The organism is Sporosarcina sp. CAU 1771 (genome assembly GCF_054482775.1).
In genome coordinates, this window is record NZ_JBTLRN010000005.1 from 79,436 (window position 1) to 105,494 (window position 26,059).

The following is a 26,059-nucleotide window of genomic DNA, read 5'->3' on the forward strand; positions in this document are numbered from 1 at the left end:
TAGGTAGATCTTGAAACAGTTTACTTAAGAAAACAAAAACCCTTGCTAAAAAGGGTTTTTTTTGAACGAAAATCGATTTACGATTTGTATTGGTAATGAAAATATGTGCGCAACCCCTCGCAAATTCCGACAATTGGTAGTGGTTTTAGACCAAATAACAGGTGATTTGAAGATAAATTAACCAAATCTATTTCAATATGAAGCGAAAACGTCTAATATAGAGTAGAACTATATAAAATATTAGTAAGGGGAATTGATTATGTTGAAAATTCAAGAAATTCGGGAAATTATTAAATTAATTGATCAATCTTCAATCGAGAAATTTACATTTGAATCAGAAGGTACAAAAATTGTTTTGAAAAAAGGAGGTAACGGCGGACAGGTATCACAAGTTGCTCCAGTTCAAGAACAAGCAGCGCCAGTAGTTGAGGCAGTGCAACAGCCAGTTATAGCTGCTCCTCAACAGCCCGTTCAAGTTGTTCCTACAGAAGTAGCAACGGAAGAAGATCCTTCCTTACACAAAGTACTATCACCTATGGTAGGTACGTTTTATGCGTCGTCTTCGCCTGAAGCGTCGGCTTATGTACAGACTGGTGATAAAGTAAATGAAGAATCAATCGTTTGTATCGTTGAAGCTATGAAGTTATTCAATGAAATTGAAGCAGAAGTTTCAGGGGAGATTGTTGAGGTCCTCGCAGCAGATGGACAATTAGTTGAATACGGGCAGCCCCTTTTCTTAGTTAGAAAGAATTGAAGGGGGATAAGCAAATGAAAAAAGTTTTAATTGCAAATCGAGGAGAAATCGCGGTACGTATTATCCGTGCCTGCAAAGAACTTGGTATTGAAACTGTAGCGGTTTATTCAGAAGCGGATCGTGAAGCACTTCATGTTGAACTTGCAGACGAAGCATATTGTATCGGTCCTAGGTTATCAAAAGACAGTTACCTAAACTTTTCGAACGTTATGAGTGTCGCTAACCTTACGAACTGTGATGGAATCCATCCAGGGTATGGCTTTTTAGCGGAGAATGCTAGCTTTGCTGAATTGTGTGAGGAATGCAATATCGAATTTATTGGTCCAACATCGGATGCTATTTCACGCATGGGTACTAAAGATGTGGCTAGAGAAACAATGCGCAAAGCTGGAGTTCCAATAGTTCCTGGCTCTACGGGTATTGTTGCTGACGCAAATGAAGCGTTGGTTGTTGCAGAAGAAATCGGTTTCCCGGTCATCATTAAAGCTACTGCTGGTGGTGGCGGAAAAGGAATTCGTGTAGCGCGTGATAAAGAAGAGCTTATTAGTGGTGTGAAAATCACCCAAAAAGAAGCGGCCGCTGCATTTGGTAATCCTGGTGTCTATATCGAGAAATACATTGAAGTCTTTCGCCATGTTGAAATTCAAGTACTTGCAGACAAGTATGGCAATACGATTCACTTAGGCGAAAGAGACTGTTCAATCCAACGTCGTATGCAAAAACTGATTGAAGAAGCTCCATCTCCGGCTATAACTCCTGAACTTCGAGCAGAAATGGGCGAAGCAGCAGTTAAGGCAGCAACGGCAGTAAATTACCGAGGCGCTGGAACAGTGGAATTCATCTTCGATCATATTAATCAAAAGTTTTATTTCATGGAAATGAATACGCGTATTCAAGTTGAACATACAATTACTGAAATGGTTACAGGCATCGACTTAGTTAAACAACAATTAAAAATTGCGTCTGGTGAAAAACTAGCCTATAAACAAGAAGATGTGAAGATTAACGGTTGGTCGATAGAATGTCGTATAAATGCAGAGAATCCTGCGAAAAAGTTTATGCCTTCAGCAGGACAAGTTACAATGTATATGCCACCAGGTGGTTTCGGTGTACGTGTAGACTCTGCAGTTTATACAGGATATACGATCCCGCCATTTTATGATTCTATGGTTGCGAAGTTAATCGTTCATGCTGATACTCGTGAAGAAGCAATTGCGAGGATGAAGCGCGCACTTGATGAATTTATCGTAGAAGGTGTCGAAACGACGATCCAATTCCATGCCAATCTAATGGATCATGAAGTATTTAAATCAGGAGATTTTGATACGAAGTTTCTTGAAAAATATGAAGTAATGTAAGTAAGAAGGGAGAGGATGAAAATGGCTGAGAAAACAATGCCTTCATTCATAGGATCTGCTAAAACTGGGGATGCTGAATTGGGACGTGTTCAGCTCGCTCCCGAAGTTTTAGAAATTATTGTTGGAATCGCAACGACCGAAGTGAAAGGTGTCGCAAACACAAGGGGTAATTTTGCTTCAGAAGTTGCGAAAAAATTTGGGCGTGCAATGCATGGTAAGGGTGTTAAAACAGAGTGGATTGAGGAAGGTCTAGCCGTTGACGTGTATTGTGTTGTAGAATACGGTTTTTCAATTCCGGCGGTAGCCAAGGAAATTCAAAAACAAGTTCGAGATGCAATATATCATATGACTTCTCTTGAGACAAAACAAGTTAATGTCCATATAACCGGAATTCAAAGTGAAACAGAATTAGATTAATGGAACCCAAAAAGCATCGTCCTAAAAGGATGGTGCTTTTCAATGTAAATTAAAAGTGACATACTGTATTTTAATAACCTAAATATGCTATGATATCTCTTTAGAGATACGGTAGTAGAGGAGACTGAACATGAAACGAAGAGAAGCAAGGGAAAAGGCGGTCCAAACACTTTTTCAGCTTGATAACACGGACTTGTCCGTAGACGATGCAATTATGTATATTACAGAAGAACCAGCCAATCAATTTTACGAGACATTAGTTCGTGGAATGGTTGAAAATAAGGAAGTAATTGATGCAGCTTTAAAAGAAAATCTAGAGAACTGGTCGTTGGATCGTTTACCTAAAATTGAGCGTACAGTTTTACGACTTGCAGTTTATGAACTGCTATTTAATGAGGACGTACCAGACAGAGTAGTATTGAATGAAGCAATCGAACTTTGTAAAACATTTGGCGATGAAAAGTCGGGTAGATTCGTTAATGGCGTTTTGTCGAAATTCACGAAAGACCAATAATTTCGGACGGAGAGATGCAAAATGAACGGGAGTTTAATTGACGGTAAAGTAATTGGATCAATGATTCGCGAGGAAATAAAAGAACGAGTAGATGTTTTGATTGAAAAAGGATGCACTCCGGGCTTGGCGGTTATTCTTGTGGGTGAAAACCAAGCATCGCATACATATGTCAGAAATAAACAGAAATCAAGTACAGAAGTTGGGATGAAATCGGAATTGATTTCGCTACCTGCGACTGTTACTGAAGAAGAATTACTACTTCAAATCCAGAAACTTAACGAAGATCAGACGATACATGGAATATTGGTTCAACTTCCATTGCCAAAACATATTGATGAAAACCTAGTAATCAGCGCAATTGATCCTCAAAAGGACGTTGACGGTTTTCACCCTGTCAATGTTGGTAAAATGATGATTGGGCAGCCAACATTCTTACCTTGTACACCATACGGAATTATTAAATTGCTCGAACGTACGAACACGCCAATTAAAGGGAAGCATGCAGTAGTTGTTGGGCGTAGCAACATTGTTGGTAAGCCAATGGGGCAGCTTCTTCTTCAAAGAGATGCGACTGTAACATACTGTCATTCTCAAACAAAAGATCTAGCTTCCATAACAAAACAAGCTGATATTTTAATTGTAGCTATTGGACGCACAAAATTCATTGGCGCAGAGCATGTGAGTGAAGGAACAGTCGTTATTGACGTTGGAATGAATAGAGATGAAAATGGAAAGCTTTGTGGGGATGTAGATTTTGAAGCAGTTAAAAATCTCGCATCTGCAATTACACCTGTTCCTGGTGGAGTTGGCCCTATGACAATTACAATGCTTTTAAAAAATACGCTTCATAGCGCTGAACAATCATTAATTTAAAAAGAGTGCACCCAATAATAATGCCGTCGAATCAATATACATTTATTTAGAGTAGAAGTGGGTTCGTTTCAACCATTCTACTTTGTAAGTGTTTGGCATATGGGGATTTGGAGGCGTATATTTTGACTAGTAACCCTTATTTGTCAGTACAAGCTTTAACTAAATATGTAAAAAGGAAATTTGATGCGGATCCCCATTTAAGAAACGTTTATGTTAAAGGGGAATTATCAAACGTAAACAACCATCCGAGTGGTCATATTTATTTTACGTTAAAGGATGACAAAAGTCGGATTCAATCCGCAATGTTTAAAGCAAATGCATCCAAAATAAAATTCAGACCCGAAAATGGTATGAATGTTCTTATTACAGGAGATGTCAGTGTATACGAAGCGAGCGGACAATATCAATTGTATGCGCAAACGATGCAACCTGATGGAATTGGCGAACTTTATCTTGCATTTGAGCAATTGAAAGAAAAGTTGAGTAAAGAAGGTTTGTTTGACGAGCGTTGGAAATCGCCGTTGCCTCCTTTTCCGACAACAATTGGTGTTGTAACAGCACAAACAGGGGCTGCATTTCAAGATATTTGTACAACTATCGGAAGACGGTATCCGTTAGCTGAAATCGTTCTGTTTCCAGCAATTGTACAAGGTACCCAAGCAGCTAAGTCCATTGTTCGCGCAATCGAACAAGCTGAATCAGTTGGTTCGATTGATGTATTGATAGTTGGACGTGGTGGAGGTTCGATTGAAGATTTATGGTCGTTTAATGAAGAAATTGTTGCTAGAGCTATTTTCTGCAGTAAAATTCCTATCGTTAGTGCTGTAGGTCACGAAACAGACACGACGATTGCCGATTTTGTTTCGGACAAAAGGGCTCCAACACCGACTGGGGCCGCAGAAATTGTTGTTCCTTCGCAATTGGAACTATTTGAACGAATACTTGATCGAAAACGATCTGTATATCGGTCACTAGCAAGTAAAATAGCGACTGAACAAAAGAGATTTACTGCACTACAAAGTTCCTATCCACTTCAATATCCTGATCGACTCTATCGACCATTTACTGAGAAGTTAAGCGGTCTTGAAGAAAGACTGTTAAGAAGTGGAAATGATATAACTAGAAGTAGAACTTCTGAGTTATCAAAACTTACTGGGATACTTGCATCGTATTCTCCAAACCAAAAAATTAAAGAAGAAAAAAAGTCTGTCACGATGTTGACGGAGAGATTACAAAGGATTGTCCAACAGGACTTAAGAGTACATACAGACCGTTTTACATCCTCTGTAAGAATGTTGCAGGCACTTAATCCCCTCCATGTGATGGAACGAGGGTACTCGATCATATATCAAGAAGGACATGTAGTAAATTCAATTAACTCTTTGCCGATAGGCTCGGAAATAGAAATCAAACTACATGATGGGACAGCGGAAGCGATTGTCCAAGCAAAATCTACAAATGACAAGGAGGAAAGCTAATTGGAAAATCAGCCGCCCCGCTTTGAAGAAGCGATGCAAAATCTAGAAAAAGTAGTACAGCAGCTTGAAACGGGTGATGTTCCACTTGAGGATGCAATTACCTTGTACAAAAAAGGGATGGAATTATCCGCATATTGCCATGGTAAATTACAGGATGCTGAAAAACAGCTTATTTCGATGATTGACAAAGATGGCAACAAGGTACCAATTGATCCAACACAAGGTGTGGATTCAGATGCATGAAAAACTAAAAAGCTTTATTGATACACATATACCCATTATTGATAACCAACTAAATGTTTTATTGGATGAAATCGAAGGACCCATACTATTGAAATCCTCTATGGCCTATTCTGTAAACGCCGGAGGTAAAAGAATCCGGCCACTTCTAGTACTTGCCACGCTCAAAGATCTTGGAGTCGAGTCAAAAGATGCTTTACTCGTTGCCTGTGCAGTAGAATTCATTCATACATATTCACTAATTCATGATGATCTACCATGTATGGATGACGACGATTATAGACGAGGTAAATTAACAAACCATAAAGTTTACGGAGAAGCAGTAGCGGTTCTTGCTGGTGATGCTCTTCAAACATTAGCGTTTAACGTACTGAGTCGACTTCCAAATACCCCGCCAACACAAATACTAGAACTAGTGCGCCTTCTGTCCAATTCGTCAGGTGCACAAGGTATGGTTGGTGGACAAATTCTTGATATTGAAGGAGAAGCAAGTAAACCTACATTATCCATGTTGGAAGAAGTTCATTTGAATAAAACCGGAGCCCTCCTTTCTTTTTGCATAGAGGCTGGGGCAGAACTTGCAAGTCTAGAAAAAGATCAAACAGACTCATTAAAAGCCTATGCCAAAAATATAGGTTTAGCATTTCAAATTCAAGATGATATACTTGATATTACTGCAACAACGGAAGAATTAGGAAAGACTGCTGGAAGTGACGAAGCTAGCGATAAGGCAACCTATCCTTCATTGTTAGGCCTAGAAGGCGCAAAGAAACAACTAGATGAATATCACTTTATTTCGAAACAGTCACTTTTGTTTTTAGAAAATGAAGAATCACTTTTAGCTTTATTTGCTGACTATATTGTTAAGCGGAGCTATTAACGGGTATGTATTAATAAGTCGAGTGAGGAACAGGCTAATAACTATATGTCGAGAAAGGAACCAATCCTTTATACTAATCGTTCTTATTGTTATACTGTTAGCAACATTATTCATCCGTAGAAATTATTTTGTGAAGGTGTGTGATAACTATGGATTTGACTGAAATTACAAGCCCGTCTTTTATTAAGAAACTTGATAAAGATCAGATGATGAAGCTTGCTGAAGAAATTAGGGCATTTCTTATTGGGAAATTATCTGTAACCGGTGGTCATATTGGACCGAACCTTGGTGTTGTTGAGCTTACAATTATGCTCCATAGAATGTTTGACAGTCCGAATGATAAGATTCTTTGGGACGTAGGGCATCAAGCGTATGTCCACAAAATATTGACTGGACGCGCATCTGAATTTGATACGTTAAGACAATATAAGGGTTTATGCGGATTCCCAAAAACGAACGAGAGCATTCATGATGTTTGGGAAACAGGCCACAGTTCAACTTCGCTTTCCGGAGCGATGGGAATGGCAGCAGCTCGTGATGTGAAGGGTGAAAAGAATTTTGTGATACCAGTAATAGGTGACGGTGCACTCACAGGAGGAATGGCCCTCGAAGCGTTAAATCATATCGGTGATGAAAAAACGAATATGATTGTCATTTTGAACGACAATGAAATGTCGATTGCTCCAAATGTTGGGGCACTCCATGGCGTGCTTGCTAAACTTCGTACAACTGGAAAATACAATTCAGCAAAAGATGAATTAGAATACGTTCTACGCAAGATTCCAGCTGTCGGCGGGAAAGTTGCGGACGCAGCAGAACGCGTGAAAGATAGTTTGAAATATCTTCTCGTTTCAGGCGTCTTTTTTGAGGAGCTTGGATTTACTTATCTAGGTCCTGTTGACGGTCATGATCTGTCAGATTTAGAGCGAAACATTCAGTATGCAAAAAAAGTGGAAGGTCCCGTACTTCTTCATGTGATTACGAAGAAAGGAAAAGGGTACACACCAGCAGAAGAAGACAAAGTTGGAACATGGCATGGCACAGGTCCATATAAGATTAACACAGGCGATTTTGTTAAATCAGCTTCCAGTGGGCCATCTTGGAGTGGCTTAGTAGCTGAAACAGTTCGAAGGATAGCACGTGAGGATAAGCGAATTGTTGCGATTACACCAGCAATGCCTGTTGGATCGAAACTAGAATCATTTGCCAAGGAATTTCCAAATCGATTCTTTGATGTTGGAATTGCTGAACAACATGCGACAACCATGGCTGCTGGACTCGCAACACAAGGGATGAAGCCATTCCTTGCAATCTATTCGACATTCTTACAGCGTGCTTACGATCAGATGCTACACGATGTATCTAGACAAAACTTAAATGTTTTTATTGGAATTGATCGCTCTGGATTAGTTGGCGCCGATGGGGAAACCCATCAAGGTGTTTTCGACATTGCTTTTCTTAGACATATGCCAAATCTTGTAATTATGATGCCAAAAGATGAAAATGAAGGTCAGCATATGGTGAAAACCGCAATTGATTACGATGATGGTCCAATTGCTATGCGTTATCCAAGAGGTAACGGGTTTGGTATACCAATGGACGAAGAGCTCCAAGCGATTCCTATTGGCAGTTGGGAAGTAATTAAACCTGGGAATCAAGCTGTGATTTTAACCTTCGGAACAACGATTCCAATGGCGCTTGAAGCTGCAGAAAAACTGGAGTCCAAAGGGATTTCGGTTCGAGTTGTAAATGCCCGATTTATTAAACCTATTGATACGGCGATGTTAGATTCCATATTTGCTTCACAACTCCCAATTCTAACAGTAGAAGAAGCGGTACTTGCCGGAGGATTTGGAAGTGCAGTTCTTGAATATGCCAACGATGTGTCGTATTCATCATCTACAATTCGTCGAATGGGAATTCCAGATAAGTTTATAGAACATGGTAATGTGAACGAATTACTAAAAGAAATTGGTATGACTGCAAATCACATTGCTGAAGATATCGAATCTTTACTTCGAAAAAAATCAACAGAACGTGAACCAGTATGACGGCCGGGCCTAGTAAAGAGCGGGTGGATGTTCTACTTGTTGAAAGAGGATTAGTTGAAACAAGGGAACAAGCTAAACGCTCTATTATGGCAGGAATCGTTTTCTCTGCAGAAACAAGGCTTGATAAACCAGGGGAAAAAATTCTATCGGATGCCCCTTTACTTGTTAAAGGAAAAGCAATTAAATATGTCAGTCGTGGCGGATTAAAACTGGAAAAGGCACTGCAAGTGTTTGAGGTTGATGTTAGCGGAAAAATCCTTCTAGATATTGGTTCTTCTACAGGTGGATTTACAGACTGTGCGCTGCAGGAAGGTGCATCTCACTGTTATGCTCTGGATGTGGGGTACAATCAACTTGCTTGGAAAATTAGGCAAGATCCTCGAGTAACAGTCATGGAACGAACAAACTTCAGGCACGCAACACTGGATCTTTTTACTGAGGGGCGTCCTGAATTTGCAACGATCGATGTATCGTTCATATCTTTAAGGCTTATTTTGCCCGCACTTAAGCAGATAATTTGCGATGGTGGAGATGTTATTGCCCTCGTTAAACCTCAATTCGAGGCAGGCAAAGGTAAAGTAGGCAAAAAAGGTGTTGTGAAAGAATTTTCAACTCATTTAGAAGTACTTAAAAGAATTGCGGATGCTTCTTTCGAAGAAGGGTTTAGTTTGCGAGGAGCCTCATTTTCACCAGTAACAGGTGGAGAGGGAAATATTGAGTTTCTTTTTCACCTAACATCCGATGACGCACCGGAAAAGTTATTTGATGACGAAATGTTTGATACGCTCATCCGTGACGCATACAAGGAATTAGTGTAGCGCGCAGTCGATGCGCGCTTTTCTTATCGACGGATAATATAGCATTGGAGTGATTTCATTGAATAAAGGGCATAGGCATATACGAATCCGAGATATTATCTCGAAATTTGAAATTGAAACACAGGATCATCTGGTTGAAAGTTTGAAAAGTGCGGGTGTTGAAGTAACTCAAGCAACCGTATCGCGTGATATAAAAGAAATGCATTTAATTAAAGTACCTTTACCAGATGGACGATACAAATATAGCTTACCTCAAGTACGGTCGCATAATACCGAAGAAAAATTGAGTCGGGCGATGAATGACGCTTTCGTTAGCATTGATGGTGCGGGACATTTTCTTGTTTTGAAAACACTGCCGGGCAATGCTCAAGCAGTAGGCTCTCTTCTTGACCACCTAGATTGGGAAGAATTACTCGGCACAATTTGCGGAGATGATACGTGCCTTCTAATTTGTCGGGAGGAATCCTACACCTCAGAAGTAAAAGAAAAGTTATTAGCAATGCTTTGAAAGAGGTGACACAACATGTTAACTGAAATTTCAATTAAAAACTTTGCAATTATTGAAAGTTTGGAAGTTACGTTTCAAGAGGGATTAACAGTTCTAACCGGAGAGACTGGTGCGGGTAAATCTATTATTATTGACGCAGTCCAGCTATTGTCAGGGGGAAGAGGTTCTCAGGACTTTATTAGACATGGAGCGAAAAAGGCTGAATTAGAAGGTCAGTTTACGATTGAGAACCCTTCACACCCAGTTTTGAATAAGTTGATAGACTTTGGAATAGAAGCAGAAGATGGCGTAGTTATCCTGAGAAGAGATTTGAATTCGAATGGAAAAAGTGTTTGTCGAGTAAATGGCAAACTCGTCACTATCGCGACTATGAGGGAAATCAGTTCTCAAATTATTGATATTCATGGGCAACATGAAAATCAAGAACTTATGCAAGAACGAAGACATATACACCTGTTAGATCAATTTGCAGGTAAAAAGTTAGCAAGTGCATATGAAAGTTATTCCGAGTTGTACAAAGATTATAGAAAACTACAAAGAAAGTTAGAGATGGCAAATGAGAACGAACAACTTGTTGCGCAAAGAATTGACGTATATTCTTTTCAGTTAAAAGAAATTGATGAGGCCTCTCTACAAATAGAAGAAGAATCCCTATTAGAAGAGGAGAAACATAAACTTCAAAATTTCAATAGATTATATGAACGCTTACATACGGCATACGAATCCCTAAGTGGAGACTCTCGTGCGATAGATTGGGTCGGGTCTGCAATGAGTGATATAGAAGATGCGGTAGTTGTCGACAAGGAATTGAATCCTCATTATGAGACAATCGCAACGAGCTTTTTCGCATTACAGGACACGGCGCATGAATTAAAGAAATTCTTAGACGACATGGAATTTGACCCAATTCGACTTGAAACAGTCGAGGATCGGCTTTCACAACTTTTGACATTGAAACGAAAATATGGACGAACTGTTGAAGATATTCTTCTTTATCGAGACAAAATAGCCGATGAATTAGATGAATTAGTAAATCGTGATGAAAGACTAGCTGCTGACCAGGAGAAACTTAAAAATTTAATCGAAGACCTTGAAATAGAAGCAGAGGAACTATCCATTATTCGTAAAGATGCTTCGTCACATTTAGAAAGTGCGATTATGGAACAATTAAAGCAGTTACATATGGAAAATGCAGCATTTCGCGTAAATTTTGAACAATTAAAAGGGAATCATTTCGACGTTAATGGAAAAGATAATATAGCCTTTCATATTTCAACAAACATAGGAGAACCGCTCAAACCTCTTGTTAAAGTTGCATCTGGAGGAGAGTTATCTCGAATTATGCTTGCTCTTAAAACCATTTTTTCAAAACATCAGGGCGTAACCTCAATCATTTTTGATGAAGTTGATTCAGGTGTGAGTGGACGAGTCGCACAAGCAATTGCAGAAAAAATTTCCATGGTAGCCACGCATTCCCAAGTACTTTGCATTTCTCACTTGCCTCAAGTTGCAGCTATGGCTGATCACCATTATTTAATTAAAAAAGAAATTAAGGAAGAACGTACTCGAACAATAATTGAAGATGTCATTGATACAAAACGCTCGGCAGAACTATCAAGAATTCTTTCTGGAGCAGAAATTACGCCACTAACTTTAAAACATGCCGAAGAATTATTGAAATTGGCAGCAGAGCGAAAAAAAACATTTCGTTAACCCATTCAAATATATAACGCTTCATATTTGCTTGATTTACCCTTTCATAACATTCCCGTGAACGGACATACCAATAGTATCATTTCACGAGGAGGTGAAGTATGGAATGGAGTAGACAGTTGAGGTTGTTTTTATCGCTTTCTTTGGTCTTGCTGTTTGTACCGTTTAACCCAGTTTTAGCATATGGAAATAGTGGTTCGTTAATTCCGATGGGACATTCTATTGGCATAAAGATGGACTTATCGGGTGTCTTTGTAACAAACGACGTTATGCTCGATAAAGATCTTTGGCTAAAAGCCGGTGATCAGATTGGAGAAATTGACAGCGTAAAAATTTTAAAAGTTGAAAATTTTGGAGATACACTGTCTACAGCACCTGAAGAGCAAAATGTAGCTATGCTCGTCTTGAGGAATGAGGAAAAGATTCAAGTCCATTCAAGTCGTGATGCCTTGAAACGTCTCATTCCATTCCTGAAGGATAAGACCGAAGGGACGGGAACGTTAACGTATGTCGATCCAGACAGTCGGACGTATGGTGCACTGGGCCATCAAATCATCGATAGCTCATTTAACTCACCACCATCATTTAAGACAGGGTCCATTTACCTTTCAAAAATCGGCCAAATCCGGAAGAGTATGCCTGGAAATCCAGGATATAAAATCTCTACGATTTTGAAAGAAGAACAAATTCTGGGTAGTATTAAGAAAAATGGTGTTTACGGAATTTATGGATCTTGGAACACGACTTCTAAGAAAGTGTTAGCTGAACCGCTTGAGATTATTCACCCTTCAAATGTCAAAGTAGGTGAGGCGGAAATTTTTACAACAGTTAAAGGTACTGAAGTAGAGGTTTTTTCGATCCAAATTACCAGCGTGGAGAAAGATCAATTTCTTTTTACCCTTACGGATTCAAAACTCATCGAAACAACGGGTGGGATCTTACAAGGAATGAGCGGAAGTCCGGTAATCCAAAATGGTAAGTTTGCAGGTGCTGTCACCCATATGTTTGTCGACGAACCAGAAAAAGGCGCTGGTCTTTTTCTTTCGACAATGCGATCGGGCGAAAAATGAAGAAAGGAGTCAACCAATTTGGTTGGCTCTTTTTCTGTTTACAATTATAGGTACTTCTCGAAAAAAGTCGAATTATGATGAAACCATCCAACATAAGGTTCATTTTCCATAAAAAATAAAGGGAAAGTATATGCTGTGTCGAAAAAACATTAATATGACAGCACTACATGTTACGAAGTCGCTTATTTATTTCATCGTAGCAAAACAAGGAGGAGCAAAATTTGGATAAACTAAAAGTAGCAATTGCAGATGACAACAAAGAGCTAGTAAAAACTATGTTGACGTACTTCGAAAGACATCCTGAGATCGAAGTAATTTGGACAGCGAATAATGGAAGACTTTGCCTAGAAATGCTTGAAGAACAGAAGCCTGATGTTCTTTTACTTGATATTATTATGCCACATTTAGATGGAATCGCAGTGCTTGAAACATTGAGAGTTAAAGCGGAATTCAGTGATGTAAATATTATTATGCTTACTGCATTTGGACAAGAGGATGTTATGACACAGGCAGCTAACTTAGGTGCATCCTATTTCATGCTAAAACCGTTTGAATTTGAACGCTTAACTAATCAAATCTTTCAAATCGCAGGGACACAAAAACCTAACTTACCTGTCGTCGAGGTTGTTGCAGCAAACGGGTCAATGAAAGTAAGTCAAAAGGTACTTGATACGACGATTACTGCAATAATTAAAGAAATTGGAGTTCCCGCTCATATTAAAGGTTATGCATTTTTAAGAGAAGCAATACAGATGGTCTATACTGACGTTGATTTACTTGGATCTGTAACTAAAATACTTTATCCGGACATCGCTAAGAAATATAATACAACTGCTTCTCGTGTAGAACGCGCAATACGTCATGCCATAGAAGTGGCTTGGAACAGAGGGAATTATGAGGTTATTTCTAAGATGTTTGGTTATACCGTACATCATCTAAAGAGTAAACCAACAAATAGTGAGTTTATAGCAATGATTGCCGATAAGATTCGTCTTGAACATATGGCGAGTTAATGAAAAAGGTAGTATAATGGAATCAACTCATAATTCATAGTAATTAAATGGAAGTGACAAAGTGGGTAAGTTAAACACTTTGTCTTTTTTAATATAGTATAATAACAGTATATACTTTGATGATTTACAAAAAGGAATGGTGAATAGTTTGTGATAATAGAAAATACGTATTTCGATCTTTTTTTAGAAGATATGAATGTTGTCATGCATACTAAAAAAACTGGTTTTCTCTTAAAATCATTTGATAAAATCACTTCCGAATATCCGCGTTTGAAAATTAACTCCTTTCCGGTATTACAGAAAGCACTTACTAAAGTAGGAGATAGGCATGTGATTGGAACGTGGTTACCGTTAATTGATGCAACCATTTCCACGAATAAGATGACTGTAGAACTACTGTTAAATGTTACGAATGCACAACTTACTGAACAAAAAAGTGGAATTATGCAAGCTGCTCTAAGCTTAGTTAAAGAGCTAGGAGTTACTTTGGGAATAAAAGAGCTAACAGAAGACTTATTTGTGTTGGGACGACCAATAATCGTTGCGGAAGGTAAGAAACCAATTCGTGGTGCTGACGCGAAGATCACCTATATTGAGCAACCCGAACGAAAACCTCATATACGAGAGGATGGATCAGCCGACTATTATGAAATGAACTTTGTTACCCAAATTGAGCAAGGGGAATGGCTAGGTGAAAAGATACTCCCACAAGAAGGAATGGATGGGATGGATGTTTTCGGTAACGTAATTCCATCGACTAGAGGTTTAGACGCAAAATTAGAATTTAATCGAAAATCGGTCACATGCGAAAGTGAAGACGGCAAAATGGTCTTACGTGCACTCCACGCCGGAGCTCTTGAGTTTATTAATGGCGTTGTAAGTGTAGGAAAGCATTTAGTCATCGAGTCTGATGTTGGGCCTAAAACGGGGTCCATAACATTTGATGGAACTGTAGTAGTTTATGGTACTGTCTTGGACGATTTTTCGATTACTGCTACTGGTGATATTTCAATAGAAGGAAATGAAGGGGTAACCAACGCGAAAATGATTCAATCTTCTGGTGGGGATGTGTATATAAAAGGTGGCGTTTTTGGAGGCGGAAAGACAGTTATTGAGGCGAAAGAGAAGATTTATTTAAAACATGCAAATAATTGCAAGCTTTACGCTAAGGAAGTTCAAGTAGGGGTGTACTTATTTGGAACCGACATTATTGCAGAAAATGTGTATGTTGATAACAAACAAGGGAAAATTATAGGTGGGATAATTGAAGCATTGTACACGATTGAATGTGCAATGGTTGGAAACAATCATGAACGTATGACGACTCTTTGTGTAACCGGAGTGGACAAGGAAGAGATTTACATAGAAATTAAAGAATTAGCTCTTGATTTGAAAAGACGAAATGGTGTCGTTGAGAGACTTGAGGAACAAATAGCTAAGTTTGAAGCGGTTGCTGTAAGTTACTCAGATGAACAAGTCAATGCTCTTAATAAGTCAAAAGATGCAATTATAACGAACAACTCCGTAATAAGTCAACTCGATAAACAAATACAAATCATGTTAAATACAATAAAAAATGCAGAAACCCCAAGAATCAAGGTGACACGCCAAGCTTTTCCAGGAACAGTTATTCAAGTAGGTAAATTGAATATGGTTCTGCAAGAAGAAGCAAAAGGTGAGTTTTGTAATATAGATGGTGAATTGATCGTCGAAAAGAATGGCTCACTGTAAAGGCATTGAAAATATACATAATTAAAAAAAACCGTGAAAAAAATCACGGTTTTTTCTTGCTACGAAATCTTTGTTGAACTCTACCATTTTTACGGTCCCTATTTAAAAGGAAACCTGCAAAGAATGCGAGACCAGCGATACACATAATCAACCCAATGAGGAATTGTAGCCAAATTGGTAAAATAGGTGCCGTAGAATTAACTTCATCTGAAGAGAACATTGGTAACCCGAACAATGAATCTCTCATAATCTTTATACCTCCGGCTGCAATCACGCCAGGTATTAGCAGTACTATAAATGCTGCAAGTCGTGCCACTTTACTCACTCCTAATTTGCCTAGCTCAAAATATGAGCATTTTATTAGATACTTAAATGAAGTTCCATACAAAATAATTTTACTCTCACTAGTTATATTGTCAAGTGAAGGGCAATCGTGTATGATAAAATAGTAAATGCAAAAGATTGCATATAGTAAAAGGGGAGTTTGAATATCCTTGCAAAATGTTCTTATTATAGGAGCAGGCACTGGGGGAACAATTATTCTGGATTTGCTCCAAAAATTAGAGTTTATGAAAGTTAAAGCCATTATCGACAAAAAAGAAGATGCACCGGGAATTGTCCGTGCGAAAAGTCTTGGGATTGCACACGGATCTAGTTGGAAAGAATATTTAACAGAAGACTTGCAGATTGTTTTTGATTTAACTGGTGATGATTCTGTGTTTACTGAGTTATTAGCGGTAAGGCCGACACACACCGTTCTAATTCCAGGAACAGTTGCGAATCTTTTAGTCCAACTACTTCAAAAAAACGATGCACATATAAAACGGACTCGCCAGGAGATGTACAAGCAAAGAATGGTTTTTGATTCGCTTGAAGAAGGTATGATTGGAATAAACGAACGTGGTAAAGTTGACTTTTTTAACGAAAGTGCTTCGAAAATGACTGGAGTTTCAATAAAAGAAGCAGTGGGTCAGCCGATTTCTAAGGTGATTCCTTTAACGAAACTTCCTAGAGTTCTAAATTCCGGTAGGTCTGAATTAAATCAAGAACTTGTTTTAGCGAATGGGTTAAAAATCGTAACTTCAAGGTATCCGCTATTTAATGATCAAGATGAAAAAGTTGGTGCATTTGCCGTATTCAAAGACATTACCGAAGTTGTTGCGTTAGCAGAAGAGATTACTGACTTGAAACAAGTTAAAACGATGCTAGAAGCAATTATTCATTCAAGTGATGATGCAATTTCAGTGGTTGATGAAAAAGGGAATGGAATCCTTGTTAATCCAGCATATTCAAGGATTACTGGACTTTCAGAAGATGAAGTAATTGGTAAGCCAGCTACTTCAGACATTTCAGAAGGTGAAAGTATTCATATGAAAGTTCTGGAGTCAAGAAAACCTATTCGTGGTGTAAATATGCGTGTAGGTGAAAAGAATCGAGAAGTGATTGTCAATGTTGCTCCTATTATAGTGGATCATCAGGTTAAAGGAAGCGTCGGTGTACTCCACGATATGACCGAAATGAGAAGCTTAATGAAGGAGCTTGATCGCGCAAGAACGATTATTAGAAAGTTGGAATCGACATTTACATTTGATGATGTAATTGGTGATTCATCAGAAATTGGTATCTCCGTTGAACAAGCAAAAATCGCATCGAATTCTTCTATACCGGTATTATTGCGAGGAGAGTCTGGAACTGGAAAGGAATTATTTGCACACGCTATTCATAGCGGAAGCGAACGAAAGTTTAGTAAATTCATTCGCGTTAATTGTGCAACGATTGATCCCCTAACGATAGACATCGAATTATTTGGACAAGAACAAGGAGAAATTGAAAATGGAAATTATCTATTAAAACGAGGACTTCTTGAAGAAGCAAATAATGGGACACTCTTTCTTGATGAAATTACAGATTTACCAATATCAATTCAGAATAAATTACTTCTCTATTTTCAAGAAGGTGTAATTTACAGAGAAGGGAACAATCAACCCATTTCATTATCTGTACGCGTAGTAAATGCAACATCCAAAAACCTAGAAAAATCTATGCAAGAAGGTTTGTTTAACGAGGAACTGTACTATGCGCTTAACCGTATCTCAATTCAAATACCGCCGCTTCGTTCAAGAAGAGAAGATATTCCAATTATTGTGGAGCATCTATTGGTGAAATTGAATCAAGAACTTGGAATGAATATAGAAGAAGTTACGCCTGAAGCAGCCACTTGGTTGCAACAGTATAAATGGCCAGGTAATGTTCGGGAATTAGAAAGTGTTTTGAGTCGGGCATTGATTTACATGGATCCTAGTGCTACAACTCTAAAATTAGAAGATGTGACGAAGTCTATATCATCGCCGGATACAATAGCGAAAGAATCGATACTTCCGAAAGAAAGTTCGCTTGCATCAATCATGGATGACCATGAAAAAACAATTTTAGAAGCAGCTCTTCGTGAAAATGATGGGAATAAATCACTTACTGCGACTCGATTGGGAATTTCACTGCGGTCCCTTTATTACAAATTAGAGAAATTCCAACTTATTTGATAAGGAGCGAAATCTAAATGACGACTCTCGACGCACTTGTTTCGAAAGCGCTATCATTTAAAGGGTCTGTGGTTGCCATTGCATCTGCAGCAGACATAAACGTTCTTGAAGCTGTTCGTAATGCGGTATCACATGGACTCGCTTCATTTATGTTGTTTGATGATGCTCTTACGTTGCAAAAGTTAATTGATCAGGAATTTCCGGAACTAGCCCAAAATGATAAAGTGAGTATTCATCCTACGAACAACCAGATGGATGCAGCCACTCAAGCAGTACAAGCAGTTTCAAGTGGCCTTGCTCATGTTCTAATGAAAGGGAATATATCAACGCCACTTATTTTAAAAGCCGTGTTGAACAAAGAATACGGTTTGCGAACAGATAAAATCCTTTCTCATGTCGCTGCGTTTGAAGTATCAGGATATAATCGATTGTTATTTGTTACGGATGCAGCTATGAACATCGCTCCGGATCTTATGGCCAAAGCCCAAATAATTCGCAATGCAGTTGCGACTGCACACGCATGTGGTGTAGAAGAACCAATTGTTGCGCCCCTTGCAGCTATCGAAACTGTAAATCCTGCAATGACACCTACAACAGACGCAGCCGCGCTTGTTGTAATGAATAAAAGGGGTCAAATTTCAGGTTGCATTATAGATGGGCCACTTGCACTCGATAATGCAATATCTAAAAAAGCAGCCGAACAAAAAGGGTTAACAGGTGAAACCGCGGGTCAAGCGGACATTCTAGTTGTACCGTCAATCGAAGCTGGAAATATTCTCTATAAATCGCTTATGTACTTTGCGAATGCAAAAGTTGGAGCTATAATTCAAGGCGCAAAGGCGCCAATCGTTCTAACATCTCGAGCAGACAGTGCAGAAAGCAAATTATATTCTTTAGCACTTGCAATTGTTTCATCCAAATAAATTTACATACTCAAGGAGGAAGATTTTACATGGAGATTTTTGATTATATGGAAACGTACGACTACGAACAATTGGTGTTTTGTCAAGATAAGACATCAGGACTTAAAGCAATTATTGCTATTCACGACACAACGCTAGGGCCAGCACTTGGTGGCACGCGCATGTGGACATATGCAAACGAAAGCGAAGCTATTGAAGATGCACTTCGCTTAGCTAGAGGAATGACTTACAAAAATGCTGCTGCAGGCTTGAATCTTGGCGGAGGAAAAACTGTAATTATAGGTGATCCACGAACGGATAAAAACCCTGAAATGTTCCGTGCTTTCGGTCGCTTTATTCAAGGTCTAAATGGCCGATATATTACTGCTGAAGATGTAGGAACAACGGAAGAAGATATGGATCTTATTCATCTTGAAACAGATTTTGTAGCAGGTACTTCTACAGGTGCTGCGGGTAACCCATCACCAGTAACAGCTTACGGAATTTATCAAGGTATGAAGGCGGCTGCGAAAGAAGCATTTGGTACAGATTCACTTGAAGGTAGAACCGTTGCTGTTCAAGGTGTAGGAAACGTAGCATTCACACTATGTAAACATTTACATGATGAAGGTGCAAAGTTGGTAGTAACGGATATAAATAAAGATGCCGTAAAGCGCGCAGTTGAAGCGTTTGATGCAAAAGCTGTAGACATTAACGATATCTATTCACAAGATGTAGATATCTTTGCTCCATGTGCACTTGGAGCGGTGATAAATGATGTAACAATTCCACAGCTGAAGGCAAAAGTAATTGCTGGATCTGCAAATAACCAACTAAAAGAAACAATTCACGGAGATAAAATCCATGAAATGGGAATTGTTTACGCACCAGATTATGTTATCAATTCGGGCGGCGTGATAAATGTGGCTGATGAACTGCAAGGCTATAATCAGGATAGAGCTATGAAACGTGTTGGTGGTATTTACGGTACGATTGAACAAATTTTTGCCATTTCAAAACGCGACAACATTCCAACATACGTAGCAGCTGACCGTTTAGCTGAAGAACGTATTGCGAGAGTTGCTAAAACTCGTAGCCAATTTTTACAAAATGAAAAAAGCATTCTAACAGGACGTTAATTGTATCTATAGATATTCAACAATTTAAATGCGGAAGCTAAAAGAATTGGATTTATGTTTGTCTTCATTCGATGATTCCATCGTTTGAGTCAAAAGGAGTGATTCATGTGATTGAAGACTTTTATCGTGTACTAGTTATAAACCCAGGCTCGACATCAACGAAAATAGGTGTATTTGAAGACGAACGCCTTCTTATGGAGCATACGATTCGTCATTCATCTGATGAAATTGCACAATTTCCATCTATAATTGATCAGTATGAATTTAGAAAAAAAGCAATTCTAGAAGCTCTTGAAATTGAAGGAATTAGCATTTCTAAATTAAATGCAATTTGTGGACGGGGAGGCTTACTCCGTCCGATTGCAGGTGGAACGTACGCAGTTAATAGCCAGATGATTGATGATTTAATGATTGGCTATTCCGGTCAACATGCATCGAATCTAGGTGGAATACTTGCAAATGAAATTGCAGTCGGCTTGAATATCCCTGCATATATAGTGGATCCGGTTGTAGTTGATGAACTCGCTCCAGTTGCCCGTATTTCTGGAACAGCGCTAATCGAACGGAAATCGATATTTCATGCACTGAACCAAAAAGCGGTCGCGAGAAGATACGCCCGTCAAATTGATAAAAAGTATGAAGAACTTCGGCTCATTGTAACCCATATGGGTGGGGGAATTACTGTAGGTGCACATGAGGCTGGAAAAGTAATCGATGTAAATAATGGACTCCACGGAGATGGTCCATTTAGTCCGGAAAGAGCAGGAACTGTACCGACGGGAGACCTCATTGAGCTTTGTTTTTCTGGTGAGTATTTCAGAAGCGAAATAATGAGGCTACTTGTAGGTAAGGGTGGACTAGTTGGCTATCTAGGAACGAATGATGCAGTAGTCGTAGAGAAAAAGATCTCTTCAGGAGATGAAAAGGCAAAACTTGTCTATGAAGCTATGGCCTATCAAGTCGCAAAAGAAATAGGTAGTGCCGCCGCTGCTCTCAAAGGTCGAGTGGATGCCATTATCTTAACTGGTGGACTCGCGTACGGCAAAGAATTTATCGAGCAGATATCTTCACGAATTGATTGGATTTCAGATGTGGTTGTTTATCCAGGAGAAGATGAATTGCAAGCTCTTGCTGAAGGTGCTTTACGTGTGTTATCTGGTGAAGAGGAAGCAAAAAACTATCCGTCATAACGTATAGTTTAGAGGAGGTTATTTAAGTGGGACGAGAATATGATGTGGTTATATTAGGTGGCGGAACAGGTGGTTATGTTGCAGCTATCCGAGCAGCTCAGTTAGGTTTAAAAACTGCACTTGTGGAAAAGGAGCAACTAGGAGGTACATGTCTTCATAAAGGTTGTATTCCGAGTAAAGCCCTATTAAAAAGTGCTGAAGTTTACGATGTAGCTAAAAATCATGCAGCAGATTATGGAGTAAACACGAAAGAAGTAGTCCTTGATTTTAGCAAAGTGCAAGAACGCAAAGAGAAAATTGTTAAACAACTTCATCAAGGTGTAACAGCGCTAATGAAAAAAGGGAAAATCGATGTTTTCGAAGGTTTAGGTAGAATGCTCGGACCATCTATTTTTTCTCCAATGCCAGGCACAATTTCAGTTGAGATGAATAATGGCGAAGAAAACGAAATGCTAATACTTAAGCATTTAGTTATCGCAACAGGTTCTCGACCACGTACATTACCTGGATTAGAAATCGATGAGGTCAATGTCATGTCTTCTGATGGAGCACTCGGCATGGAAGCGCTTCCGAAATCGATTCTTATTGTTGGTGGTGGTGTCATAGGAATTGAATGGGCATCGATGTTGAATGACTTTGGCGTAGACGTTACTGTACTTGAATATGCAGATTACATCATTCCAACAGAAGACGTGGATATTTCAAAAGAGATGAAAAAGTTACTTACCAAAAAGGGAATTACGTTTGCGACATCTGCTAAAGTATTACCGGAAACACTCATGAAAGAAAATGACTCCGTTACGATTTCTGCTGAAATAGACGGAGAAACCAAACAATTTACAGCTGAAAAAATGCTCGTATCTGTTGGTCGTCAAGCGAATATCGAGAACATAGGCTTAAACAATACTGAAATTGTTGTTGATGGTGGTTACATTCAAACGAAATCTACTTTCCAAACGAAAGAAAGTCATATATACGCAATCGGTGATGTGATAGGTGGGCTTCAGCTAGCTCATGTTGCATCTCATGAAGGAATTGCAGCTGTTGAACATATCGCTGGTTTGAAGAATGAGCCAATTGATTATACAAAGATTTCACGTTGTATTTATTCAAGCCCTGAGGCATCCAGTGTAGGAATAACTGAAAAACAGGCCAAGGAACAAGGCTATGATGTCAAAATTGGAAAGTTTCCATTTATGGCAATTGGAAAAGCGCTTGTTAATGGGAATTCAGATGGTTTCGTTAAAATCATTGCTGATAAGAAAACGGATGATATTTTAGGAGTGCACATGATTGGCGCACATGTTACAGACTTAATTTCAGAGGCTGGCCTCGCAATGGTACTCGACGCAACTCCTTGGGAAGTTGCAAGCACGATCCATCCACATCCTTCGTTATCAGAAGTGATGGGAGAAGCATCACTTGCCGTAGACGGTAAGGCCATTCATATGTGAAAAACGAATTGTTTAAGGGGGAATTTACGTTGACAAAGAATCGTCATAAAGAACTTGGTTTGACGGATAAAGATGTTTTAGACATATTTGAAACGATGGTACGAGCACGTCGAATCGACGAGCGTATGTGGTTACTAAACCGTGCTGGGAAAATCCCGTTCGTAATTTCTTGTCAAGGGCAAGAAGCTGCACAAGCCGGAGCTGCTTTTGCTTTAGACAAAGATAAAGACTGGATTGCACCTTATTATCGTGATATGGCAGTTGTTCTACATTTTGGAATGACGACAAAAGAACTCATGTTGTCTGCTTTTGCAAAAGCAGAAGATCCAAATTCAGGTGGACGCCAGATGCCGGGTCACTTTGGACAAAGAAAAAACAGAATACTAACAGGTTCATCTCCAGTTACAACGCAGTTACCTCATGCAGTTGGTGTGGCACTAGCTGCTAAAATGGAGAAGAAAGATTTTATTACTTTTGTAACACTCGGTGAAGGTTCTTCTAACCAAGGAGATTTTCACGAGGGCATGAACTTTGCTAGTGTTCATAAAGTGCCTACCGTCATAATGGTAGAAAACAATAAATACGCAATTTCAGTTCCAATCTCGAAGCAAATCGCTGCTGAGCATGTCTCTGATCGTGCGATTGGTTATGGAATGCCAGGAGTGACAGTCGATGGCACTGATCCTCTAGAAGTGTATCGTGTGGTAAAGGAAGCCGCTGACCGTGCGCGTCGTGGAGAAGGTCCTAGTCTGGTTGAAACAGTTTGTTTCCGATTGACATCCCACTCTTCTGATGATGACCAAAGGCAATATCGCTCTGCAGAAGAACTAGAAAGCGAAAAAAATAAAGATCCGAATACTACTTTTGCCACATATCTAAAAGAAGTCGGCATATTAACAGATGAAATTCACGAAGAATTGGAAGCGCGAATTATGAAAGAAATTAATGAAGCTACAGATTATGCTGAACAAGCACCTTATGCAGCTCCAGAAGATGCGCTTAAACACGTGTATGCTGAACAAGGGGGTAACGAATAATGACAGTTATGTCTTTTATTGATGCGATTACATTAGCCATGAAAGAAGAAATGGAACGGGATGAACGCGTCTTTATCATAGGGGAAGATGTTGGCCTTAAAGGTGGCGTATTTAAAGCAACTCAAGGGCTTTATGACCAATTTGGAGAAGAGCGAGTTATCGATGCTCCCCTTGCAGAATCAGCGATTGCCGGTGTTGGAATCGGAGCTGCAATGTACGGTTTACGTCCAATAGCAGAAATGCAATTCGCAGATTTTATTATGCCTGCAGTAAATCAGATTGTTTCAGAAGCAGCTAAGATTCGATATCGTTCGAATAATGATTGGTCTTGTCCAATAGTAATTCGTGCTCCATTCGGAGGCGGCGTGCACGGTGCACTTTATCACTCGCAATCCGTTGAAGCAATGTTTGCTAGCACGCCTGGATTGAAGATAGTTATTCCGTCTACTCCTTACGATGCGAAAGGACTCTTAAAAGCGGCGATTCGCGATAAAGATCCTGTATTATTCTTCGAGCATAAACGTGCCTATCGTCTAATTAAAGGGCAAGTGCCAGAAGATGATTACGTTCTTCCAATAGGGGTAGCAGATGTTAAGCGCGAAGGAGACGACATTACAATAATCACATATGGTTTATGCGTCCACTTTGCTTTGCAAGCTGCAGAACGACTTGAAGAGGACGGAATATCTACTCATATTCTAGATTTACGCACTGTCTATCCACTCGATAAAGAATCGATAATTGAAGCAGCATCCAAGACAGGTAAAGTGCTTCTCGTTACTGAAGACAATATGGAAGGTAGCATCATGGGAGAAGTTGCCGCAATTATCGCGGAAAATTGCTTATTTGATTTAGATGCTCCTATCAAGCGGCTTGCAGGACCTGATGTTCCAGCAATGCCTTACGCACCATCAATGGAACGCTATTTTATGATGAACCCAGATAAAGTCGAAAAAGCAGCACGTGAACTAGCTGAATTCTAAGTGTACAAAAAACTGGAATCGGTGACCGAATTTCGAGATGGAGGTAAGTATATTGGCAACTGAAAATATTACAATGCCGCAACTTGGTGAAAGTGTTACAGAAGGAACAATCGAGAAATGGCTCGTGCAAGTTGGTGATACCGTTGAAAAGTATGATTCCCTTGCAGAAGTGAATACAGATAAGGTGACAGCAGAAGTTCCGTCATCTTTTACAGGAACGATAAAAGAACTTATTGCTAAAGAAGGTGAAACTTTAGAAGTTGGCGCGATTATTTGTGTAATTGAAACAGATGGCGCAGCTTCACCTCAAAAAGAAGAAGAACCAACTGAAAGTCAACCTGAAGAAGCGAACGTTCAACCTGAAAAAAAGGTTAAACAATCCGTACAGCCAATTCAAGGAGAAAAAGGTGCAGCAGCATCCCGTTATTCTCCTGCGGTCCTTCGTCTTGCTCAAGAAAATGATATCGACTTAACGCTGGTAGCAGGTTCTGGGCGTGAAGGACGTATTACACGAAAAGATTTACAAGCAATTATTGAAAGTGGAGATATTCCTAAAGCACAAGATTTGCCTGTTGAAAAAGCAGAGGTTCAATCGATTAATGCTGCCGCTCCAGCATCAGCAAGCGCACCAGCACAACCAGATATTCCTGTTATGGTTGGTGATATCGAAATTCCAGTCACTGGTATTCGTCGAGCGATTGCGAACAACATGTTGCGTTCGAAACACGAAGCGCCACATGCATGGACAATGATCGAAGTTGATGTAACGAACCTTGTAAGCTATCGCGATTCTTTAAAAAATGATTTCAAACAAAAAGAAGGATTCAACTTGACTTACTTCGCATTTTTTGTGAAAGCAATTGCTCAAGCTCTAAAAGAATTCCCGATGATTAATTCAATGTGGGCAGGCGATAAAATCATTCAGAAAAAAGATATCAACATTTCGATAGCAGTAGCTACGGAAGATGCACTTTATGTACCTGTGATTAACGCTGCAGATGAAAAAACAGTAAAAGGCATTGGACGTGAAATTCAAAAGCTTGCAGGAAAAGTTCGTACAGGAAAATTAAAATCTGACGAAATGCAAGGTGGAACGTTCACTGTAAACAATACGGGTTCATTTGGTTCGGTTCAGTCGATGGGCATTATTAATTACCCTCAAGCGGCGATTCTCCAAGTTGAATCCATTGTTAAACGTCCAGTAATTATGGACGGTGGAATGATTGCAGCTCGCGATATGGTGAACCTATGTTTGTCATTAGATCACCGGGTATTAGATGGGCTTGTTTGTGGGCGTTTCCTTGCACGCGTTAAGGAAATACTTGAAAATATTTCTCCAGAAAATACTTCTATCTATTAACTATATTAATTTCCTGGAACCATTTCGTTTGGTTCT

24 protein-coding genes are annotated in these 26,059 nt (G+C 39.3%); 23 read left to right on the forward strand and 1 reads right to left on the reverse strand.

Features of this window, described 5'->3' with window-relative positions; all coding sequences use genetic code 11:
* The first annotated feature begins 259 nt into the window (after positions 1-259).
* The 15 genes from accB (at position 260) to ACXYMX_RS06450 (ending at position 15,418) form a co-directional block, all read left to right on the forward strand.
* Positions 260-754, forward strand: coding sequence for an acetyl-CoA carboxylase biotin carboxyl carrier protein (accB, locus tag ACXYMX_RS06380; protein ID WP_459043406.1), 495 nt, complete (start codon positions 260-262; stop codon positions 752-754).
* Between the two features lie 14 nt (positions 755-768).
* Positions 769-2,112 carry an acetyl-CoA carboxylase biotin carboxylase subunit gene (gene accC / locus ACXYMX_RS06385; RefSeq protein WP_459043407.1) on the forward strand — a complete coding sequence of 448 codons (1,344 nt, stop codon included), beginning with the start codon at positions 769-771 and terminating at the stop codon, positions 2,110-2,112.
* Positions 2,113-2,133: 21 nt separating this feature from the next.
* Positions 2,134-2,529 carry an Asp23/Gls24 family envelope stress response protein gene (locus tag ACXYMX_RS06390; protein ID WP_459043408.1) on the forward strand — a complete coding sequence of 132 codons (396 nt, stop codon included), beginning with the start codon at positions 2,134-2,136 and terminating at the stop codon, positions 2,527-2,529.
* Between the two features lie 130 nt (positions 2,530-2,659).
* Positions 2,660-3,043, forward strand: a complete 384-nt coding sequence (gene nusB, locus ACXYMX_RS06395; protein ID WP_459043409.1) for a transcription antitermination factor NusB — start codon at positions 2,660-2,662, stop codon at positions 3,041-3,043.
* A gap of 21 nt (positions 3,044-3,064) precedes the next feature.
* Complete coding sequence (gene folD, locus ACXYMX_RS06400; protein WP_459043410.1) at positions 3,065-3,916, forward strand: bifunctional methylenetetrahydrofolate dehydrogenase/methenyltetrahydrofolate cyclohydrolase FolD; 852 nt, start codon at positions 3,065-3,067, stop codon at positions 3,914-3,916.
* Positions 3,917-4,038: 122 nt separating this feature from the next.
* A complete protein-coding gene (gene xseA / locus ACXYMX_RS06405) occupies positions 4,039-5,394 on the forward strand; it encodes an exodeoxyribonuclease VII large subunit (protein WP_459043411.1) in 1,356 nt (451 codons plus the stop codon).
* Positions 5,395-5,637: an exodeoxyribonuclease VII small subunit gene (locus ACXYMX_RS06410; protein ID WP_459043412.1), complete on the forward strand. Its 243-nt coding sequence runs from the start codon at positions 5,395-5,397 to the stop codon at positions 5,635-5,637.
* Positions 5,630-6,514: a polyprenyl synthetase family protein gene (locus ACXYMX_RS06415; RefSeq protein WP_459043413.1), complete on the forward strand. Its 885-nt coding sequence runs from the start codon at positions 5,630-5,632 to the stop codon at positions 6,512-6,514. The genes ACXYMX_RS06410 and ACXYMX_RS06415 overlap by 8 nt, the downstream gene beginning before the upstream one ends.
* A gap of 149 nt (positions 6,515-6,663) precedes the next feature.
* Positions 6,664-8,565 (forward strand): 1-deoxy-D-xylulose-5-phosphate synthase, encoded by a 1,902-nt coding sequence (gene dxs, locus ACXYMX_RS06420; RefSeq protein WP_459043414.1) that lies wholly within the window; start codon positions 6,664-6,666, stop codon positions 8,563-8,565.
* A complete protein-coding gene (locus ACXYMX_RS06425; protein WP_459043415.1) occupies positions 8,562-9,383 on the forward strand; it encodes a TlyA family RNA methyltransferase in 822 nt (273 codons plus the stop codon). Before dxs ends, ACXYMX_RS06425 begins: the two co-directional genes overlap by 4 nt.
* A gap of 58 nt (positions 9,384-9,441) precedes the next feature.
* Positions 9,442-9,891, forward strand: coding sequence for a transcriptional regulator AhrC/ArgR (ahrC, locus tag ACXYMX_RS06430; RefSeq protein WP_459043416.1), 450 nt, complete (start codon positions 9,442-9,444; stop codon positions 9,889-9,891).
* A gap of 15 nt (positions 9,892-9,906) precedes the next feature.
* Positions 9,907-11,604, forward strand: a complete 1,698-nt coding sequence (gene recN, locus ACXYMX_RS06435; protein WP_459043417.1) for a DNA repair protein RecN — start codon at positions 9,907-9,909, stop codon at positions 11,602-11,604.
* Positions 11,605-11,705: 101 nt separating this feature from the next.
* Positions 11,706-12,674, forward strand: coding sequence for a SpoIVB peptidase S55 domain-containing protein (locus ACXYMX_RS06440; RefSeq protein WP_459043418.1), 969 nt, complete (start codon positions 11,706-11,708; stop codon positions 12,672-12,674).
* Between the two features lie 221 nt (positions 12,675-12,895).
* Complete coding sequence (spo0A, locus tag ACXYMX_RS06445; RefSeq protein ID WP_459043419.1) at positions 12,896-13,687, forward strand: sporulation transcription factor Spo0A; 792 nt, start codon at positions 12,896-12,898, stop codon at positions 13,685-13,687.
* A 150-nt stretch (positions 13,688-13,837) separates the two neighbouring features.
* On the forward strand, positions 13,838-15,418 hold the full coding sequence (locus ACXYMX_RS06450) for a DUF342 domain-containing protein (protein WP_459043420.1): 1,581 nt from the start codon (positions 13,838-13,840) through the stop codon (positions 15,416-15,418).
* Between the two features lie 43 nt (positions 15,419-15,461).
* On the opposite strand, the gene ACXYMX_RS06455 is transcribed toward ACXYMX_RS06450, so the two are convergent.
* The gene (locus ACXYMX_RS06455; protein WP_459043421.1) at positions 15,462-15,734 is read right to left on the reverse strand and encodes a DUF2627 domain-containing protein; all 273 of its coding nucleotides are present in this window, start codon (positions 15,732-15,734) and stop codon (positions 15,462-15,464) included.
* Positions 15,735-15,912: 178 nt separating this feature from the next.
* Between ACXYMX_RS06455 and ACXYMX_RS06460 the strand changes: the two genes are divergently transcribed.
* From ACXYMX_RS06460 to ACXYMX_RS06495, 8 genes are all read left to right on the forward strand, one after another.
* Complete coding sequence (locus tag ACXYMX_RS06460) at positions 15,913-17,958, forward strand: sigma 54-interacting transcriptional regulator (RefSeq protein ID WP_459043422.1); 2,046 nt, start codon at positions 15,913-15,915, stop codon at positions 17,956-17,958.
* 17 nt (positions 17,959-17,975) lie between these two features.
* On the forward strand, positions 17,976-18,881 hold the full coding sequence (yqiS, locus tag ACXYMX_RS06465) for a phosphate butyryltransferase (RefSeq protein WP_459043423.1): 906 nt from the start codon (positions 17,976-17,978) through the stop codon (positions 18,879-18,881).
* Positions 18,882-18,910: 29 nt separating this feature from the next.
* Complete coding sequence (locus ACXYMX_RS06470; protein ID WP_459043424.1) at positions 18,911-19,999, forward strand: Leu/Phe/Val dehydrogenase; 1,089 nt, start codon at positions 18,911-18,913, stop codon at positions 19,997-19,999.
* 107 nt (positions 20,000-20,106) lie between these two features.
* Entirely contained in the window at positions 20,107-21,189 is a 1,083-nt protein-coding gene (buk, locus tag ACXYMX_RS06475) for a butyrate kinase (protein ID WP_459043425.1), read from the forward strand.
* A gap of 26 nt (positions 21,190-21,215) precedes the next feature.
* A complete protein-coding gene (gene lpdA / locus ACXYMX_RS06480) occupies positions 21,216-22,643 on the forward strand; it encodes a dihydrolipoyl dehydrogenase (protein WP_459043426.1) in 1,428 nt (475 codons plus the stop codon).
* Positions 22,644-22,672: 29 nt separating this feature from the next.
* Positions 22,673-23,680, forward strand: a complete 1,008-nt coding sequence (locus tag ACXYMX_RS06485) for a thiamine pyrophosphate-dependent dehydrogenase E1 component subunit alpha (RefSeq protein ID WP_459043427.1) — start codon at positions 22,673-22,675, stop codon at positions 23,678-23,680.
* A complete protein-coding gene (locus ACXYMX_RS06490) occupies positions 23,680-24,663 on the forward strand; it encodes an alpha-ketoacid dehydrogenase subunit beta (protein ID WP_459043428.1) in 984 nt (327 codons plus the stop codon). The genes ACXYMX_RS06485 and ACXYMX_RS06490 overlap by 1 nt, the downstream gene beginning before the upstream one ends.
* Positions 24,664-24,715: 52 nt before the next feature.
* Positions 24,716-26,023: a dihydrolipoamide acetyltransferase family protein gene (locus ACXYMX_RS06495; protein ID WP_459043429.1), complete on the forward strand. Its 1,308-nt coding sequence runs from the start codon at positions 24,716-24,718 to the stop codon at positions 26,021-26,023.
* Positions 26,024-26,059 lie beyond the last annotated feature (36 nt).